Consider the following 16,956-nt stretch of genomic DNA (forward strand, 5'->3'; position numbering starts at 1 on the left):
ATCCGGCAATGTATTTGTTAACATAAGTTAAATACATGCGTTTCATGAACATTTTCCAAATGAATTGGACCTTATGAACTCATGCTGCCGGAGGTACTTTCGGCCGCTTTTTTTTATGAGATCGAACCCTGTGCGACAGGTATGATAAACCCACACTTTATCCTGTTAGACAGGACTGAAAAATATATTGAAGCAATTGTTAAAATAACACCTATTGAAAAAGGGGTAGAAAAATTAATGGCATTATTTAGTGAATTAGGAATTAGCCGTAACACGTTGAAAGCAGTAGAAAAAATGGGCTTTGAGGAAGCGACACCAATCCAGTCTGAAACAATTCCGCTCGCATTAGAAGGCGGAGACTTAATCGGTCAAGCGCAAACGGGTACTGGTAAAACAGCCGCATTTGGTATTCCAATGATTGAGAAAATCGATGTTTCTAAGGATGAAATCCAAGGTCTTATTATTGCTCCGACACGTGAGCTTGCAATTCAGGTTTCAGAAGAACTTTACAAAATTGGCGCAGGCAATCGTGCGCGTGTACTTGCTGTTTATGGCGGACAAGATATCTCTCGCCAAATCCGTGCGTTAAAGAAACGCCCGCATATCATTGTTGGGACACCTGGCCGTCTACTTGACCACATCAACAGAAAGACAATCCGTTTGAATACTGTTCATACAGTTGTTCTTGATGAAGCAGATGAAATGCTAAACATGGGATTCATTGAAGATATTGAATCCATCTTGTCTTCCGTGCCAGATGACCATCAAACATTGCTTTTCTCTGCGACAATGCCAGATCCAATCCGTCGTATTGCGGAAAGATTCATGCATGAACCAAAAACGGTTCGCGTCAAAGCAAGAGAAATGACAGTGCCGGCTATCAGCCAATACTATGTTCGTGTTCCTGAAAGAGAAAAATTCGATACATTAACACGCTTGATTGACATTCACACACCTGAATTGGCTATCGTATTCGGTCGTACAAAACGTCGTGTTGATGAACTTTCAGAGGCTTTGACGGTTCGCGGCTATACAGCAGAAGGGATTCACGGTGACTTAACTCAAGCACGCCGTATGTCCGTTCTTCGCAAATTCAAAGAAGGCACAATTGACGTTTTAGTGGCAACAGACGTAGCTGCCCGCGGTCTTGACATCTCTGGCGTAACTCATGTATACAACTTTGATATCCCGCAAGATCCAGAAAGCTATGTTCACCGTATCGGCCGTACAGGTCGTGCCGGCAAAGAAGGGATGGCCATTACATTCGTTACACCGCGTGAAATGTCCTACCTAGAAGTCGTTGAACGCACAACGAAGAAGAAAATGGAGCGCATGAAAGCTCCAACTGTAACAGATGCTCTTGAAGGCCAGCTAAGAACAGCGAAAGAAAAGCTATACAATGCAGCATCTTCAGAGAATCTAACAGCTTACCTTCCACTTGCAAAGGAAATGCTTGAAGACCAAACAGCTGAAGACCTTGTAGCAGCAGCTTTGAAATTGTTCGTTAAAGAGCCGGATGAGAAGCCAGTTACAATCTCAGAAGAAAGACCTTTACCATTCCGTAAAGAAAGCTCCTACAAAGGAAAAGGCGGAAGCGGCAAGCGTCCATACAATCGTGATGGCCGCTCCGGAGACAGAAGACGCAGCGGAGGCAACAGCCAAGGCGGACGCCGGAAGTCTTATAGCAACTCTAAACCAAAGAACCAAAGCAAATAATCAATCGATTGATTGAATGAAGCCAGCCTGTTATAGGGCTGGCTTTTCTTATTTGTCAGAAGTTCCTTTGCCGTGAATATAGAATTTCGGCTCCTGGCCCATACTAAAGGCAAGGAGATGAAGATATGACCTATATACGACTTGGGTATGTGGCGATGAGTATGGAGCTGCAAAATGCTTCCCCTTCCCAGACAATGACCTATGCCCAGTTCAGTAAATTAAAAGATCGTGAGGCCGCTATTCGGAGACTTGAGCGGATTGCCCAGTCAAATCTTCATAATTGCTTGCGTCTTCTCAGGCATAATGAAGCAGGTGGCATTGAGTTCTTTCGTTTTTCCTCCAAGCTTATTCCATTGGCTGACCACCCTGAGCTTTCGGATTGGTCCTATATGCGCGGCGTCAAACGGGAAACAGCGGCAATTAAGGCGTATTTAAGGGAGCATCCCCACATCAGGGCGGACTTCCACCCTGATCATTTTGTTGTGCTCAATAGTCCTGATATGGAGGTGCTGAAGTCCTCTATTAAGGCATTGACCTTTCACTATAAGATGTTAAAGGCGATGGGGATACCACCGAAGCATCGATGTGTACTACACGTCGGAGGGGGCTATCATGATAAGGAACAGGCACTGGAGCAATTCATTTTGAATTGGGCGTATGTGCCTGTACCCATTCAGGAAATGATTATATTGGAAAATGATGATACCCTTTTTGGGGCGGATGATGTTTTATATTTATGTGAAAAGCTAGGAATTCCATTTGTATTTGATTTGCATCACCATAAGATGAATCCCCAAGGAGATTTTGAAGAAAAGTGGGAGAGAATCGCTAAAACCTGGGAGTGTTCCATGCTCCCGGTAAAGATTCATTTATCCTCCCCAAGGGACTCAAAGAACCCTAAAGCTCATGCTGATTATGTTGAGGTCACTGAAATCCTGGAAATAGCGAAGGGCAATCGTGGGTATGTCCAGCAAATCGATGTCATGCTAGAGGCAAAGCTAAAGGATAGTGCCGTATTTCGGATGGCGGAAGAACTGAAGCATACCCCTGGGTTCAAGCAGGTTAAGGGGGCATGCTTCCAGTTCAAGCCGTTATAATCACTTGTTCTTCAGGAAAAGGGGAGCCAGCAAGAAGCCGCTTACGAGACCGCCAATATGGCCAATCAGGTTAACGGAACCCTGCATAAAGGATAAAACCACTGATATGATAATTAAAGCAAGAATGGTTTGTGAATTTTGGCGGCTCATAAGATGTTTCTTATATAATAGGATATAAGCATAACAGCCGAAGATCCCGAATATGGCTCCGCTTGCCCCAACATGAACATACATAGGAGGCATTATCACCAAGGTCAGAACATTGGCCAGGATGCCGGAAAGCAGAAATAGCAGGGCAAAGCGTTTGGTGCCGGCAAAGGATTCAATGCCTGGCCCAATAATAATCAAGCTAAAGACGTTAAAAAGGATATGAGTGAGACCGGCATGCATGAATATCGGTGTGACCAATCTCCAGTACTCTCCCTCGCTAATGAGGAAATTAACCCCGCTTAAAGCAGTGAAAATATCTCGTGCAGGCAGGAGGGGCAAGACAGTCGCCACATAAAGAATGACGCAAATAGCAGAGATTAAGCTGACAGCGGGATAGAAACGGATAAATTGTGAGAAGCTTTCCGATCTAGTGAACATGGGCATCAATCCTAACGAATAAAATTTTAACTTAAAGGTGGGCGTTTCATGATAAAAGGGATAGGGCTTGATATTGTAGAGTTAGACAGGGTGCGTAATTTGCTTGCCCGCAAGCCGAAGTTTGCGAGCCGGATCTTGACTCCTGAAGAAATGGAAGTCTTCGCAAGCTTAGGTGAGCGGAGGAAAACAGAGTGGTTTGCCGGCAGATTCTCTGCGAAGGAGGCCTTCTCAAAAGCTGTTGGTACAGGGATAGGCAAGGGACTCTCATTTCAGGATATCTCCATTATACAAGAAAAAAGTGGAAAGCCAATCGTTCGGCATCCATACTCTTATATGGCTCATCTCAGTATTACACATACGAGCCAGTATGCAGCTGCCCAGGTGATTCTTGAGGACAAGACAGAATAGAAATTCGAAGTAAAAAGCACATATTTAGACGAGCTCTCTCATATATTCAATTAGCGAATAGGAGAGACAAGGCCTTATTCATTTCCATGTGCCGATTGTTATTAAACAGTAATAGAGTCATAGATTTTACTGTTTTAGGTCGTGCTGATGGTCATTGGCGCCTTATCCTCTCCCTTTTACTTACTACTGTAAAAAGGGGATGAGAAGCTTTGAGGAGGTTACTAGTGCTGATGTTAACATTGGGGTTGATGTTTGCATTGGCGGGCTGCGGTCAGAAATCACAGACAGATGTGGTTGATGCGCTCACAAAGAAAATGTCCGAGATAAAAGGGTACAAGGCTGATGCGAAAATGACCCTGAAGATGGGGTCAGAGCCACAGGTCTATGATGTGGAGGTCTGGTATGAGGCTCCATCGAATTACCGGGTCAATTTGAAGAATGCACAAAAGGATCAAAGCCAAATCATTTTGCGTAATAAAGAAGGTGTTTTTGTCTTAACCCCGGCGTTGAACAAAAGCTTCCGCTTTCAAAGTGAATGGCCGAAGAATAGCTCCCAAGCGTACTTATATGAATCCCTTGTCATGGATGTAAAGGATGATAAGGATGCAAGCTTCAAGACGACAGATAACAGCTATGTATTTGAATCGAAGACGCGCTATCAGAACAATAAGATGCTGCCGCTGCAAATTATTGAGTTTGATAAGAAGACTCTTGAGCCTAAGCGTGTTGAAGTTATGGATTCTGACCGTAATACATTGGTTGAAGTAAAGTTTGAGAAAACGAGCTTTAACCCTGATTATGGCAAGGGTGCCTTTGATGTTAACAAAAACATGACGGGAGCTCAGCTTGAAGTGCCGGTCATGAAGACTGAGGAAGATGCTAGTCTAGAGGTACAATATCCAACCGCTGAAATTGATGGGGTTGTCCTGGCGGGCGAAAAAATGATTGAGACAGAGGAAGGACAAAAGGCTGTTCTTACCTATGCCGGAGCGGACAAGGAATATACACTAATTGAAAATAACTCTAAGGTTGTCACGGAAGCAGCGGTGACAACAGTGACTGGGGAACCAATTGATTTAGGCTTTACAGTTGGCTATATGACCGATAATTCGATTTCTTGGTCTTATGAAGGTACGGACTTCATGCTTGCGGGCAAGAACTTAACAATGGATGAGCTGCTGATGGTGGCTAAATCAGTGGCACCAGTGGGGGAAAAATAATAAATTTAATGAATAGGTCCGCAGGTGCGGGCCTTTTTGTTGTGCTGATGATTGACTAACAATCGAAATAGGAGAATAATGAAAACACAAACGTCAAAAGGAAGGTACAGCAATCATGATGAGCAACCAATTTTACCGCGATACATGGGCAGAAGTGAATTTAGACCATGTTCAAGAGAACTTAAAAGCAATCAAGGAATTATTGCCGAAGGATACGGCGGTCATGGCTGTCGTAAAGGCAAATGCCTATGGGCATGGAGATATTCAAGTGGCTAAGGCTGCGCTTGATGCGGGTGCGACTTCTTTGGCTGTTGCCTTATTGGATGAAGGAATTCGTCTTCGTGAACATGGTATAGAAGCGCCCATCCTTGTTCTAGGCTCAACCAGGGGCTCTGATGCGCCTGTTGCGGCAGAGTATGGAATTAGTGTTACGGTTCATAACGAGTCCTATATTGAGGAAGCACTCAAGCATCTAAAAGAGAGTGAACAACAACTCCATATACATATCAAAATCGATACAGGAATGGGCAGGCTCGGTATCCGTACAAAAGAAGAAATGAAAGATATTGAATATATTTTGCAGAAACAAAATAAAATACAGGTAGAAGGTGTTTTTACGCATTTTGCCAAAGCGGATGAAGAGGATCTTGAGCATTCAAAGAACCAGCTAATGAAATTTCTCTTGATCCTTCATAGTATGAACTCTCTCCCGCCGATGATTCATACGAGTAACAGTGCAGCTGCGATGAGGTTGCCTGACGCTTATTTCAATATGGTGCGGGTTGGCATTGCAATGTATGGGTTAAGCCCTTCACCGGAAATCAAGAATGAGCTCCCTGTAAACCTCAAGCCTGCTCTGTCTCTATATACACGGGTCAAGCAAGTGAAGCAGATTTTTGCAGGGGATACCGTCAGCTACGGAGGTACCTATGAAGCGAAGGCTCCAGAGTGGATTGTTACATTGCCAATAGGCTATGCAGATGGGTGGATTCGCAAGCTTTCAGGTCAAAATGTATTGATTAAAGGCAAGAGAACACCAATTGTAGGAAGGATATGTATGGACCAATGCATGGTGAGGGTGGATGAACCAATTCAAGAAGATACGATTGTCACATTGATTGGAACTGACGGTCAAGAAGCCATTACAGCGGATGAGCTTGCAGAAAAGCTTGAAACCATCAATTATGAAATAACATGCCAGCTGTCCTATCGCATTCCAAGGGTCTATAAAACGGGTGGAAAGATAGTTGACATCGTCAATCCGTTATTTCGTAAATGATTTTTCAACACATTTTAAAATAAAATTAGTATAAAATACCGAGAAATTGCTTCATAATAAGAAAGAAATGTATTAGACACCTTTCTTTGAGGTGGTATTGATGGTAAGATAGAAAAAAGACTAAAGTGGTTTGTAGTGATGGTGGAGGTGTTTGCCTGTGTCGGAGTCCAGTGCAACTACGGAAATTCTAATACGCTTGCCCCAAAATTTGCTAAGTGAGTTGGATGGATACGTGCGAGAAGAAAATGTAAATCGAAGCGAATTTATTTACCAAGCAACTAAGATGTACCTGCAAGAACGTAAAAAGAAGGAATTTCGTGAATCTATGCGCCGTGGATATATGGAGATGGCTAATATCAACTTGACTATGGCAGCTGAAGCCTTTCAGGCCGAATATGAAGCTGAACATGCCGTGGAGCGTTTAGTCAGCGGTGAATAAGGGATTAAATGTTAAACGTGGTGACGTCTATTTTGCTGATTTGTCTCCTGTGGTAGGATCTGAGCAAGGCGGAGTCAGGCCTGTCCTAGTCATACAAAATGACATAGGGAATCGATTCAGCCCAACCGTAATCATTGCGGCAATTACGGCTCAAATACAAAAAGCGAAACTGCCGACCCACGTAGAAATTGATGCCGAAAAGTATGGATTCGAACGAGATTCTGTTATTCTGCTCGAACAAATTCGGACAATTGATAAGCAAAGATTAACTGACAAGATTACACAGCTAGACGATGAAATGATGAAGAAGGTCGTGTATGCTCTTCAAATTAGTCTTGGCCTAGTGGACTTATAAAGTAAATATTCAGCAGTCGATGATGTACTGCAAGCAAAAGCTATCAAGAAAATGATCTTGGTAGCTTTTTTTTATTTGGCTCTGTTAAATATAAATGTTGATTTTCGTTACAGTTGGCTGCTTTCCGCGGGGCGGTGGGGGAGCCTCCTCGACGCTTTCAGCGTCTGTGGGGTCTCCCCCAGTCCGCTGATCCCGCAGGAGTCAGCTACATTCCACTTCAATCAACGGTGCTAAGATATCAACACTAAACTTTAACAGATCCTTTTATTTCCATAAATTTGGATGAAATATTACGGTTGTATGTAAAATCAAGATATTTTGAGTAATCTTAAAAAAAATCGGGAATAAAAGCATGTGCTTTAAAAATTAGGGTATATGATAAATTTCTGATTAGATACCATCTTCTGGTTTTTGGTTTCCCATTTTACAATGGTGTGTTTATAATGTTGTTATATATATAATTTCTAATTATTAAATTATTCTTGAGTTGTCGGCATAGAGATTAGGCATTAGATCACTTTAAGGAGGAACTGATGAATAAGTTTGTGCAAAACTATATACAGGATCACAAAGGAGAAATCCTTCAGTGCTGGGTTGATAAGATGAAGGAAAATGCAGATGAACGGGTAATCAATGTCGTATCTGATCAGGTATTTATTCGGACGAGCAATGAGTTCATTGAGGTGCTCATTTCAAACATCACAGACTCTAACGAGGAATTTCAGTCTAAGCTTGGCGACTTTGCCGAAAAGATTATCCGTCTGGGGTGGCCGCTTACCTTCGTAAACGAAGGGATGAAGTTATTTAATATCGTCGTGACCGAAGGCATGGTGAGAGAGGGAGTCATGACCAAAGAGAACCAATTGGAGATTGTCCTTGACTTTGATGAGTGGATTACGCCGTTGAATAATGAAATCATTAATGTTTATACATCCACTTGGGAAAGGACGGTTTCTCTTCAGCGTATTGCTCTCCAGGAACTCTCTGCGCCTCTTATTCCTGTATTTGACGGAATTACGGTTATGCCACTTATTGGAACGATAGATACAGAGCGTGCCAAACAAATAATGGAGAATCTGCTGAGCGGGGCAGTAAGACATCGCTCTGAGGTTGTTTTGATTGATATTACTGGTGTACCTGTTGTCGATACGATGGTGGCACATCACATCATACAAGCAGCTGAAGCGGTGCGTCTGGTTGGAGCGAAATGCATGCTTGTTGGAATACGCCCGGAAATTGCCCAAACTATTGTTAATTTAGGCATTAATTTAGATGAGATTATAACAAAAAATACACTGAAAAAGGGTGTGGAAGCTGCCCTCCAGATTACGAATAAGAAAATTATAGAGGTTACGGAGGAGTGAAAATGAGAATTCCAATATTGAAATTGCATGATTGTCTGCTAATCTCAATTCAATGGGAATTAGATGATGCGACAGCCCTTCAATTCCAGGAAGATTTATTACATAAAATCCATGAAACGAGTGCTAATGGAGTCGTGATTGATCTTACGTCCATTGAGATTATTGACTCATTCATCGCGAAGGTCTTAGGCGATGTAATCAATATGTCGAAACTGATGGGTGCTAAAGTGGTGATTACTGGCATACAGCCAGCCGTCGCTATCACGCTGGTTGAATTAGGCATCACGTTATCCGATGTCATGACGGCTATAGACCTTGAAAAAGGATTGGAGAAATTACAGAAGGAACTGGGGGACTAGCATGATGAGTACCCAATCCTACGTAAAAATATTAAATGAGTGGGATATTGTTGCTGCCCGGCAAGTAGGGAGAAATGTGGCCAAGGAATTAGGTTTTGGCACAGTGGACCAGGCGAGAATCACCACGACAATTAGTGAATTAGCAAGGAACATTTATTTATATGCAGGGCAAGGCGAAATCGGTATCGAGAAGCTTTGGGATAACGGCAGAACCGGCCTGCGCGTTATAGCGGAAGATAAAGGTCCAGGAATTAGTGATATCAGGAGAGTGATGGAGGATGGCTATACGACTTCAGGCGGCCTGGGAGCTGGATTGCCTGGGGTAAAACGATTAATGGATGAGTTTGAAATTGACTCAGAGGTTGGAGTTGGAACGAAGATTACTACAACCAAATGGATTCGTTAGGGGGGAGATGCGTGGCGAAAAGAGAGTATTTAGAAAAAGATTATCGGGATGCTCTCTCGAGGTACTTAGCAGAGCAAACGGAACAAGCCTTGTATTTAGGGCAAAAGATCAGCAAGTCAGCCATGGAAAATGATATATCACCAGAAGAAATTATCAGCATGCATCAAAACGCACTGCAGCAAATCTATCCTGACCTCTCCAATAATGCGCTACATTCACTTGATTTCCTGCTTGAGGTGATGCTTGAATACGGTGTGGCATTTCGTGAGCTGCAAAGTTTAAGGCATCAGCAGCGTGAGCTGAAAAGTGAAATGGAAATTGCGACTAATGTTCAGCAAACCTTGCTCGGCACGAACATCCCTGTTATCGATAATCTCGATATTGGGGCAATAAGCGTGCCGGCCAAGCATATGAGCGGCGATTATTTCCACTTTGTGGAGGATGAGCATAACCGGGTAGCTGTAGCTATTGCAGATATAATCGGAAAAGGAATTCCGGCAGCATTATGCATGTCCATGATTAAGTATGCGATGGATTCACTCCCTGAGCACAGGACATCGCCAGCTAGTGTTCTGGAAAGCATCAATAGAGTCGTTGAACAAAATGTTGACCCAAGTATGTTTATAACGATGTTTTATGGGTTGTATGACCCAACTGATCATATCTTTACATATGCTTCTGCAGGACATGAACCAGGTTTTTTCTATGATTACCAGGAGAATAGCTTTTCTGAATTGATGGCCAGAGGTCTCTTGCTTGGAGTCGATAAGCGGACAACATATAAACAATATGAACGAAAAATCGAGGTAGGAGACATGATTGTTCTGCTCTCGGATGGTGTGACGGAGTGCCGGACAAACGAAGGGTTCATTGAGCGGGATACATTGGTTGAAATTATACAAGAATCCATCCATCTCGACGCTCAGAGTATTGTTAATAATCTATTTAAGAAGCTTGAAAAAATGCAGCATTTCCAGCTGCGGGACGACTTTACCCTAATCATTATCCGACGTAAGTTTTAGATTGGGGTAAAACGGGTATTTAAAAGAACGCTAAAGACATATTGTTGAGGAGTGGGTCAATTAATGAATATATCTATTGATGTACAAGATATAAATTCAGAGGTACATGTGCATGTGAAGGGTGAGATTGATGCCTATACGGCACCTCGCTTAAGAGAGAAGCTATTCCCGTTCTCTGATAAGGACAAAGTGGTAATGGTTGTGGATTTATCAGAAGTATCTTATATGGACAGCACCGGGCTGGGTGTATTTGTCGGTCTATTTAAGAACGTACGGGCGCATAATGGTGATTTTAAAATTATTGGTTTGTCAGAGCGGCTGCACAGATTGTTTGAAATCACAGGACTTGCTGATATTATCCATATAAAAAGCCATGCAGAGGGTGGATCACAATGAATGAAACATATGAATACATTGAAATGAAATTACCGGCTAAACCAGAGTTTATTGGAATCATGCGATTGACGCTGTCAGGCATCGCCAGTCGAATGGGTTTTTCCTATGATAGTATAGAAGATTTAAAGATTGCGACTAGCGAAGCCTGTACAAATGCTGTCCAACACGCTTATAAAGGCAAGAATGAAGGGGAGGTTGTCATTGGCTTCGGTCTTTATGATGATCGCTTAGAAGTTATGGTGGTAGATAATGGACAGAGCTGCAATTTTGACGAAGTAAGACAAGGGTTGGGACCATATGAGAGAGACCAGTCCGTGGAATTTTTGAGAGAAGGAGGCTTGGGTCTATATCTGATTGAGACGCTCATGGATGAGGTCAAAATACACCAGAACGAGGGTGTGACAGTTTTCATGACGAAGTTTCTTGAGGGAGAGCAGGTGGAAAGTGATGCAGAGACAATCTCAAACTAACGATGAAATGAGAGCTCAATCAAAAGAACAAGTCATGCAGTGGATAAAAGCTTACCAGGAGAATGACGACCAGGAAGCTCAAAATCAGCTTGTCCTTCACTATCAAGGATTGGTTGAGACGATCGCGAGGAAATATTCAAAGGGAAAGTCATACCACGAGGATATCATCCAGGTGGGTATGATTGGGTTGCTGGGTGCGATACGCCGTTATGACGACTCCTTTGGCAAGAGCTTTGAAGCATTCGCTGTCCCGACAATTATAGGGGAAATCAAGCGTTTTCTCCGTGACAAGACATGGAGTGTTCATGTGCCGCGGCGAATTAAAGAGCTTGGCCCGAAAATTAAGACAACAGTAGAGGAGCTAACCTCAACCTTACACCGTTCTCCTAAGATAGAAGAAATAGCCAGATATTTGGATGTTTCCGAAGAAGAGGTGCTAGAGGCTATGGAGATGGGCAAGAGCTACCAAGCGCTTTCTGTAGACCATTCCATAGAGGCAGATTCAGATGGAGGCACTGTTACGCTGTTAGATATCTTCGGCAATGTGGATGACGGGTATGAAAAGGTAAACCAGCGCTTAGTCCTTGAGAAGGTTTTGCATGTTCTTAGTGACCGAGAGAAGAAAATCATCCATTACACATACCTTGAAAACTTAAGTCAAAAAGAAGCAGGAGACCGGCTCGGTATTTCGCAAATGCATGTTTCGCGTTTACAGAGGAGAGCTATAAAGAAGCTTCAGGAAGCCATTAATGCTGAGAATTCGGAGTATATCCAGTGAAACATGAAGTCCTTCGGGATAGAAAGGTAGAGGCAATTGCCGCCCAATCTTCTAAGGACGGCAAAGCCTTATGTGGAGATGATTACTTTTTCCTCGCCACGGATGATTATTTTGTATGCGTATTGGCGGATGGCCTGGGGTCAGGTGAATTTGCGCATGAATCCTCTCGTGCGGTTACAAATGTAGTACGCGAATCACATGGAAAAGATGTGGACTCATTGATGGAGCTGTGTAATCGTGTACTTCTTCAAAAGAGGGGAGCGGCAGTTGCTATCTTTAAAGTCTATTTCAATGAACAAAGATTTCACTACAGCTGCGTGGGCAACATTCGATTCTATCTATATCCGCCTAATGGCAAATTGGTTTATCCTCTTCCAGTTACAGGCTATATGTCTGGACGGAAACAGCGTTTTCATACACAGGAATTTTCCTATGTGCCCAATTCGAGGTTCTTGATTCACTCTGATGGATTTGAGATGAGAGGTACAAAGGATTTCTTCGGGCTTTCAAGCTCGCTTGAAGTATCAGCTAATCAGCTGGAACACACAAATTCTGCGGCCTCAGATGATATAACTTTTATATTTGGAAGTCTTCTAGAATAATAACAAGAGGCTTCTTTTTTTTGTCCGCTCGGGCGCCTGTTCTTCCATTAAAAGGATTGTGTTACTATTAAGACGAAAGTCATAAAAGAAAGGTTGAATTGCATGAAATCCAAAGAGGAACTAGTTCGCCTTATTGCCAAGGAGGCTTCTGTTAAAGATAAGCAGGTTGCGAATGTGTTGAACCTTTTAGAAGAGGGGAACACCATTCCTTTTATCGCGCGTTATCGAAAAGAAATGACGGGATCGCTTGATGAGGTGGAAATAAAGACAATCTCCGAGAAATGGAATTATCTAGACAACCTTGAGAAGCGCAAGGAAGAGGTCCTGCGCATTATTGAAGAGCAAGGTAAGCTTACACTTGAACTGCGTAAGGAAATCATACAAGCGACAAAACTGCAAATGGTTGAAGACTTATATCGCCCCTATAAACAAAAGCGCCGAACAAAGGCGACGGTTGCCAAGGAGAAGGGGCTTGAACCTCTTGCTGAATGGATCATCGGTTGCCCTGTATCAGGATTACCTCATAAAGAGGCGGAGCTCTATGTGAATATCGATAAAGGAGTTCAGAGTGCAGAAGAGGCATTGGAAGGTGCTAAGGATATTATTGCGGAAATCATTGCGGACAATCCTGCCTTTCGAAAGTGGATTCGGGATGATACATATAAGCGGGGAATGATTAAATCTGTTGTAAAGGATGAAGAGAAAGACGAGAAGAATATTTTCGAGATGTATTATGAGTTTGAAGAAGCGGTAGAGAAAATTGTTCCTCACCGTATTCTTGCCCTTAATCGCGGAGAGAAAGAGGGAGTCTTAAGGGTTAGTGTTAAAGCGGATGCTGACCGTATTCTCGGGTATATGGAACGCCAGGTCGTTAAAGGTCCGACGGTTTGTGAAGCTATCTTGAAGGAAGCTGTCGAGGATGGATACAAACGACTTATCCAGCCTTCTATTGAAAGAGAGATTCGTAACGAGCTAACGGATAAGGCTGAAGATCAGGCGATTCATATATTCTCAGAGAATCTTCGGAATCTGTTGCTCCAGCCTCCTCTTAAAGGGAAGATGGTGCTCGGAGTCGACCCGGCTTATCGGACAGGCTGTAAGTTTGCCGTGGTTGACCAAACCGGAAAGATGCTTGAGATTGGGGTCGTATATCCGCATCCGCCAGTCTCAAAAAGGAAGGAAGCCACACAGAAAATTCTTCATATTCTAGAAAAGTATGCTATCGAGCTTGTGGCGATTGGTAATGGAACAGCATCCCGTGAAACGGAGCAATTCATCGTAGATGCGTTAAAGGAACAATCAAAGGAGATATATTACTTAATCGTCAATGAAGCAGGCGCTAGTGTCTATTCAGCATCAGATATTGCGAGAGAGGAATTCCCGGCGCTCCAGGTGGAAGAGCGGAGTGCAGTCTCTATCGCACGACGGCTTCAAGACCCGCTTGCGGAACTAGTCAAAATTGATCCTAAATCTGTCGGAGTGGGGCAATATCAGCATGACGTTTCAGAGAAGAAATTGAATGAATCCTTATCCTTTGTTGTGGAGACTGCTGTGAACCAAGTCGGTGTCAATGTCAACACAGCATCGCCATCTCTTCTTCAATATGTAGCAGGCCTTTCTAAGACAGTTGCTCAAAATATTGTGAAGAAGCGGGAGCAGGAAGGAGCATTCAAGAACCGGAAGGAGCTGAAAGCCATTCCTCGCTTAGGGGCTAAAACCTATGAGCAAGCGATTGGCTTCCTTCGTGTGATAGATGGGGCAGAGCCACTTGACCGGACAGCCATTCATCCTGAAAATTATGAAGCCGTCCGCTCGCTGCTTCGCAGTCAAGGATTATCAACAGATGATTTAGGAAGCGAAAAGATCAGGAATGCTCTGTCGAATATAGATGTTCATGTCATGTCTGAGGAATTGGAGATAGGGGAAATTACGCTCCGAGATATCTTGGATTCTCTTATGCGTCCTGCGAGGGATCCGCGTGATGAATTGTCTGCCCCGCTTTTGAAGAAGGATGTTCTCAAGCTTGAGGACTTAAAGGCCGGGATGGAGCTGCAAGGAACTGTCCGCAATGTCGTAGATTTTGGCGCCTTCGTAGATATTGGCGTAAAGCAAGCAGGTCTTGTGCACATTTCTAAATTAAGAAACAGCTATGTAAAGCATCCAATGGATGTTGTTGCTGTAGGGGATGTGGTCACGGTATGGGTGGAAAAGGTAGATGTTCCAAAAGAACGCATTGCCTTGACGATGATCGCCCCGAATTCTTGATGTGAAACAAGCATTGCCGTCAGCTCTGCTCGGCAATGCTTTTCTTATAGAAATACCAACATTGATTCAATAATAAGATTTGCTTGCTGTCCTTTTCCAAAAAAGCACGCTGGATTTGATTTTGTAGCCAAAGGGGCAAAATAAACCCTCCTTTGCCGATTAGATAGTTTAGTGTATGTTATACTAGGTTTGTTTGATACTACTCGAGGAAGGGGAAGGCCGGGTTGACGGATGAAGAATTACAAGCGCTAGTTGAAGACATATCGATTAATCAATTTCATAGACCGTTCTTACATAAAGCAAGCTTCAACGCTAGACTTCGCACAACGGGAGGTCGTTATTTGCTTTCTAGCCATAATATTGAAATTAACCGTAAATATCTTGATGAGATTGGGATGCAAGAGCTTGTAGGAATCATCAAGCATGAGCTTTGCCATTATCATCTTCACCTGCTTGGAAGAGGATATAAGCATGGAGACGCCGATTTTAAAAGGTTGCTTCTTGAAACTGATTCTCCGCGTTATTGTTCTGTCCTTAACAGCACAAAAGCAGCTGTCCAAGCGGTTAAATGGGTGTACGAATGCCAATCCTGCCGCATGGAATACAAGAGAAAAAGGCGCATGGACACAAAGAAATATGTGTGCGGAAAATGCCGTGGGAAAATAATTTTTAAAAAGTCGTTGACATGAACTGCATAAGCATGGTAACTTATTTGAGCGGCGTTAAAAAGCCGGAACAAAGAGAAAAAAGTTGATGAAAAAACTTTTTTAAAAAAGTGTTGACATCAAAACAAACACTCTTTATAATAGAAAAAGTCGACTGAGGCACTTAAGTTTCCTGAAGAGACACGGGGAAGTACTCAAGAGGCTGAAGAGGCGCCCCTGCTAAGGGTGTAGGTCGGGTAACCGGCGCGAGGGTTCAAATCCCTCCTTCTCCGCCAGAACAAAGCGGTTAAACTTCTATAATATATGGCCCCTTGGTCAAGCGGTTAAGACACCGCCCTTTCACGGCGGTAACACGGGTTCGAATCCCGTAGGGGTCACCATTAAACACACAGGCTTTTCAAGCAGTACGTTTTTATCGTCGCGGGGTGGAGCAGTCTGGTAGCTCGTCGGGCTCATAACCCGAAGGTCGCAGGTTCAAATCCTGTCCCCGCAATTCATGAAATTTATATGGTCCGGTAGTTCAGTTGGTTAGAATGCCTGCCTGTCACGCAGGAGGTCGCGGGTTCGAGTCCCGTCCGGACCGCCATTAAATTTTAAAAAAAACACTTGACATTTCGTCTGAAGTGATTATAATAAATATGTTGCTTTTGAAACATTAATGGGCTATAGCCAAGCGGTAAGGCAACGGACTTTGACTCCGTCATTCGTAGGTTCGAATCCTGCTAGCCCAGCCATATAAGAGCCATTAGCTCAGTCGGTAGAGCATCTGACTTTTAATCAGAGGGTCGAAGGTTCGAGTCCTTCATGGCTCACCATTTTTAAAAAAGAATAAATGCGGGTGTGGCGGAATTGGCAGACGCACCAGACTTAGGATCTGGCGCCTTACGGCGTGGGGGTTCGACTCCCTTCACCCGCACCATTTATTCCCACTTGAATGACCAAGTGAAAGCAAGTAAAATAGATTAAGTCGCGTTACTTACTAACGCGGTCGTGGCGGAATGGCAGACGCGCTAGGTTGAGGGCCTAGTGGGGGTTAACCCCGTGGAGGTTCAAGTCCTCTCGGCCGCACCAATCATACTAATATGCGCCCGTAGCTCAATTGGATAGAGCGTTTGACTACGGATCAAAAGGTTAGGGGTTCGACTCCTCTCGGGCGCGCCATTATTTATCGGGAAGTAGCTCAGCTTGGTAGAGCACTTGGTTTGGGACCAAGGGGTCGCAGGTTCGAATCCTGTCTTCCCGACCATCAGCTTCAATTGAATATGCGGGTGTAGTTTAGTGGTAAAACCTCAGCCTTCCAAGCTGATGATGAGGGTTCGATTCCCTTCACCCGCTCCAATATTATGATTGTTCTTTGAAAACTAAACAAAACGAAACGCTAAGCAAGTCTTAAACAAGAGAGAATATCTCTCGTCAATGTTTTAAATTATAGCTAGATCAAACATCTTTCGGAGAGTTTGATCCTGGCTCAGGACGAACGCTGGCGGCGTGCCTAATACATGCAAGTCGAGCGAATCAGATGGGAGC

19 protein-coding genes, 11 tRNA genes and 1 rRNA gene are annotated in these 16,956 nt (G+C 43.5%); 29 read left to right on the forward strand and 2 right to left on the reverse strand.

Annotated elements, in window-relative coordinates:
• Positions 1-237 precede the first annotated feature (237 nt).
• Together CYL18_RS17715 and uvsE are read left to right on the forward strand one after the other, a co-directional pair.
• Positions 238-1,716, forward strand: a complete 1,479-nt coding sequence (locus CYL18_RS17715) for a DEAD/DEAH box helicase (RefSeq protein ID WP_104850818.1) — start codon at positions 238-240, stop codon at positions 1,714-1,716.
• 125 nt (positions 1,717-1,841) lie between these two features.
• Positions 1,842-2,813 carry a UV DNA damage repair endonuclease UvsE gene (gene uvsE, locus CYL18_RS17720; protein ID WP_104850819.1) on the forward strand — a complete coding sequence of 324 codons (972 nt, stop codon included), beginning with the start codon at positions 1,842-1,844 and terminating at the stop codon, positions 2,811-2,813.
• Here uvsE and CYL18_RS17725 read toward each other — a convergent pair whose 3' ends face one another.
• The gene (locus CYL18_RS17725; RefSeq protein ID WP_104850820.1) at positions 2,814-3,401 is read right to left on the reverse strand and encodes a rhomboid family intramembrane serine protease; all 588 of its coding nucleotides are present in this window, start codon (positions 3,399-3,401) and stop codon (positions 2,814-2,816) included. It lies immediately after the preceding gene.
• A gap of 48 nt (positions 3,402-3,449) precedes the next feature.
• On the opposite strand from CYL18_RS17725, the gene acpS reads away from it, so the two are divergent.
• The 14 genes from acpS to CYL18_RS17795 all read left to right on the forward strand — a co-directional run bounded on the left by acpS (position 3,450) and on the right by CYL18_RS17795 (position 14,764).
• Complete coding sequence (gene acpS, locus CYL18_RS17730; protein WP_104850821.1) at positions 3,450-3,809, forward strand: holo-ACP synthase; 360 nt, start codon at positions 3,450-3,452, stop codon at positions 3,807-3,809.
• A 230-nt stretch (positions 3,810-4,039) separates the two neighbouring features.
• Entirely contained in the window at positions 4,040-5,029 is a 990-nt protein-coding gene (locus CYL18_RS17735; protein ID WP_104850822.1) for a LolA family protein, read from the forward strand.
• Between the two features lie 115 nt (positions 5,030-5,144).
• The gene (alr, locus tag CYL18_RS17740) at positions 5,145-6,308 is read left to right on the forward strand and encodes an alanine racemase (protein WP_407984643.1); all 1,164 of its coding nucleotides are present in this window, start codon (positions 5,145-5,147) and stop codon (positions 6,306-6,308) included.
• A gap of 157 nt (positions 6,309-6,465) precedes the next feature.
• Complete coding sequence (locus CYL18_RS17745) at positions 6,466-6,747, forward strand: CopG family ribbon-helix-helix protein (protein WP_049672447.1); 282 nt, start codon at positions 6,466-6,468, stop codon at positions 6,745-6,747.
• Positions 6,740-7,102 carry a type II toxin-antitoxin system PemK/MazF family toxin gene (locus CYL18_RS17750; RefSeq protein WP_049672446.1) on the forward strand — a complete coding sequence of 121 codons (363 nt, stop codon included), beginning with the start codon at positions 6,740-6,742 and terminating at the stop codon, positions 7,100-7,102. The genes CYL18_RS17745 and CYL18_RS17750 overlap by 8 nt, the downstream gene beginning before the upstream one ends.
• Positions 7,103-7,635: 533 nt before the next feature.
• Positions 7,636-8,466: an RsbT co-antagonist protein RsbRA gene (locus CYL18_RS17755; protein ID WP_104850823.1), complete on the forward strand. Its 831-nt coding sequence runs from the start codon at positions 7,636-7,638 to the stop codon at positions 8,464-8,466.
• A 2-nt stretch (positions 8,467-8,468) separates the two neighbouring features.
• Entirely contained in the window at positions 8,469-8,825 is a 357-nt protein-coding gene (locus tag CYL18_RS17760; RefSeq protein WP_104850824.1) for an STAS domain-containing protein, read from the forward strand.
• A gap of 4 nt (positions 8,826-8,829) precedes the next feature.
• Positions 8,830-9,231 (forward strand): anti-sigma regulatory factor, encoded by a 402-nt coding sequence (locus tag CYL18_RS17765; RefSeq protein WP_104850834.1) that lies wholly within the window; start codon positions 8,830-8,832, stop codon positions 9,229-9,231.
• Positions 9,219-10,253: a PP2C family protein-serine/threonine phosphatase gene (locus CYL18_RS17770; protein ID WP_104850825.1), complete on the forward strand. Its 1,035-nt coding sequence runs from the start codon at positions 9,219-9,221 to the stop codon at positions 10,251-10,253. Before CYL18_RS17765 ends, CYL18_RS17770 begins: the two co-directional genes overlap by 13 nt.
• Before the next feature lie 63 nt (positions 10,254-10,316).
• Positions 10,317-10,649 (forward strand): anti-sigma factor antagonist, encoded by a 333-nt coding sequence (locus CYL18_RS17775; RefSeq protein ID WP_104850826.1) that lies wholly within the window; start codon positions 10,317-10,319, stop codon positions 10,647-10,649.
• Positions 10,646-11,119, forward strand: coding sequence for an anti-sigma B factor RsbW (gene rsbW / locus CYL18_RS17780; protein WP_104850827.1), 474 nt, complete (start codon positions 10,646-10,648; stop codon positions 11,117-11,119). Before CYL18_RS17775 ends, rsbW begins: the two co-directional genes overlap by 4 nt.
• Positions 11,097-11,897 (forward strand): RNA polymerase sigma factor SigB, encoded by an 801-nt coding sequence (sigB, locus tag CYL18_RS17785; protein WP_104850828.1) that lies wholly within the window; start codon positions 11,097-11,099, stop codon positions 11,895-11,897. Before rsbW ends, sigB begins: the two co-directional genes overlap by 23 nt.
• Positions 11,894-12,499 (forward strand): PP2C family serine/threonine-protein phosphatase, encoded by a 606-nt coding sequence (locus CYL18_RS17790; RefSeq protein WP_104850829.1) that lies wholly within the window; start codon positions 11,894-11,896, stop codon positions 12,497-12,499. The genes sigB and CYL18_RS17790 overlap by 4 nt, the downstream gene beginning before the upstream one ends.
• 102 nt (positions 12,500-12,601) lie before the next feature.
• Complete coding sequence (locus tag CYL18_RS17795; protein WP_104850830.1) at positions 12,602-14,764, forward strand: Tex family protein; 2,163 nt, start codon at positions 12,602-12,604, stop codon at positions 14,762-14,764.
• A 19-nt stretch (positions 14,765-14,783) separates the two neighbouring features.
• Here the strand turns inward: CYL18_RS17795 and cmpA are convergent, their stop codons facing one another.
• Positions 14,784-14,903 carry a cortex morphogenetic protein CmpA gene (gene cmpA, locus CYL18_RS17800; protein WP_104850831.1) on the reverse strand — a complete coding sequence of 40 codons (120 nt, stop codon included), beginning with the start codon at positions 14,901-14,903 and terminating at the stop codon, positions 14,784-14,786.
• A gap of 85 nt (positions 14,904-14,988) precedes the next feature.
• On the opposite strand from cmpA, the gene CYL18_RS17805 reads away from it, so the two are divergent.
• From CYL18_RS17805 to CYL18_RS17865, 13 genes are all read left to right on the forward strand, one after another.
• On the forward strand, positions 14,989-15,453 hold the full coding sequence (locus CYL18_RS17805) for a SprT family protein (RefSeq protein ID WP_104850832.1): 465 nt from the start codon (positions 14,989-14,991) through the stop codon (positions 15,451-15,453).
• A 160-nt stretch (positions 15,454-15,613) separates the two neighbouring features.
• Positions 15,614-15,704 (forward strand) — tRNA-Ser (locus CYL18_RS17810).
• 30 nt (positions 15,705-15,734) lie between these two features.
• Positions 15,735-15,809: transfer RNA gene (locus CYL18_RS17815), tRNA-Glu, on the forward strand.
• 39 nt (positions 15,810-15,848) lie between these two features.
• Positions 15,849-15,922, forward strand: a tRNA-Met gene (locus tag CYL18_RS17820).
• Between the two features lie 16 nt (positions 15,923-15,938).
• Positions 15,939-16,015 (forward strand) — tRNA-Asp (locus CYL18_RS17825).
• Between the two features lie 73 nt (positions 16,016-16,088).
• Positions 16,089-16,163 (forward strand) — tRNA-Gln (locus CYL18_RS17830).
• Between the two features lie 5 nt (positions 16,164-16,168).
• Positions 16,169-16,244: transfer RNA gene (locus tag CYL18_RS17835), tRNA-Lys, on the forward strand.
• A 19-nt stretch (positions 16,245-16,263) separates the two neighbouring features.
• Positions 16,264-16,348 (forward strand) — tRNA-Leu (locus tag CYL18_RS17840).
• Positions 16,349-16,413: 65 nt separating this feature from the next.
• Positions 16,414-16,500 (forward strand) — tRNA-Leu (locus CYL18_RS17845).
• 13 nt (positions 16,501-16,513) lie between these two features.
• A tRNA-Arg gene (locus CYL18_RS17850) sits at positions 16,514-16,590 on the forward strand.
• A gap of 8 nt (positions 16,591-16,598) precedes the next feature.
• Positions 16,599-16,675 (forward strand) — tRNA-Pro (locus CYL18_RS17855).
• Between the two features lie 18 nt (positions 16,676-16,693).
• Positions 16,694-16,767 (forward strand) — tRNA-Gly (locus CYL18_RS17860).
• A gap of 107 nt (positions 16,768-16,874) precedes the next feature.
• Positions 16,875-16,956, forward strand: a 16S ribosomal RNA gene (locus CYL18_RS17865); the annotation flags it as partial.

The sequence above is a fragment of the Pradoshia eiseniae genome (genome assembly GCF_002946355.1).
GTDB classification, from domain to species: Bacteria; Bacillota; Bacilli; order Bacillales; family Pradoshiaceae; genus Pradoshia; species Pradoshia eiseniae.

Excerpts from the sequence above, each read along its gene's own strand:
- CYL18_RS17765 (WP_104850834.1), top strand. The coding sequence starts at position 8,830 with ATGAGTACCCAATCCTACGTAAAAATATTAAATGAGTGGGATATTGTT.
- uvsE (WP_104850819.1), top strand. The coding sequence starts at position 1,842 with ATGACCTATATACGACTTGGGTATGTGGCGATGAGTATGGAGCTGCAA.
- CYL18_RS17760 (WP_104850824.1), top strand. The coding sequence starts at position 8,469 with ATGAGAATTCCAATATTGAAATTGCATGATTGTCTGCTAATCTCAATT.
- CYL18_RS17735 (WP_104850822.1), top strand. The coding sequence starts at position 4,040 with ATGTTAACATTGGGGTTGATGTTTGCATTGGCGGGCTGCGGTCAGAAA.
- CYL18_RS17795 (WP_104850830.1), top strand. The coding sequence starts at position 12,602 with ATGAAATCCAAAGAGGAACTAGTTCGCCTTATTGCCAAGGAGGCTTCT.
- sigB (WP_104850828.1), top strand. The coding sequence starts at position 11,097 with ATGCAGAGACAATCTCAAACTAACGATGAAATGAGAGCTCAATCAAAA.
- CYL18_RS17755 (WP_104850823.1), top strand. The coding sequence starts at position 7,636 with ATGAATAAGTTTGTGCAAAACTATATACAGGATCACAAAGGAGAAATC.
- alr (WP_407984643.1), top strand. The coding sequence starts at position 5,145 with ATGATGAGCAACCAATTTTACCGCGATACATGGGCAGAAGTGAATTTA.
- CYL18_RS17770 (WP_104850825.1), top strand. The coding sequence starts at position 9,219 with ATGGATTCGTTAGGGGGGAGATGCGTGGCGAAAAGAGAGTATTTAGAA.
- CYL18_RS17725 (WP_104850820.1), bottom strand. The coding sequence starts at position 3,401 with ATGTTCACTAGATCGGAAAGCTTCTCACAATTTATCCGTTTCTATCCC.
- acpS (WP_104850821.1), top strand. The coding sequence starts at position 3,450 with ATGATAAAAGGGATAGGGCTTGATATTGTAGAGTTAGACAGGGTGCGT.
- CYL18_RS17775 (WP_104850826.1), top strand. The coding sequence starts at position 10,317 with ATGAATATATCTATTGATGTACAAGATATAAATTCAGAGGTACATGTG.
- rsbW (WP_104850827.1), top strand. The coding sequence starts at position 10,646 with ATGAATGAAACATATGAATACATTGAAATGAAATTACCGGCTAAACCA.
- CYL18_RS17715 (WP_104850818.1), top strand. The coding sequence starts at position 238 with ATGGCATTATTTAGTGAATTAGGAATTAGCCGTAACACGTTGAAAGCA.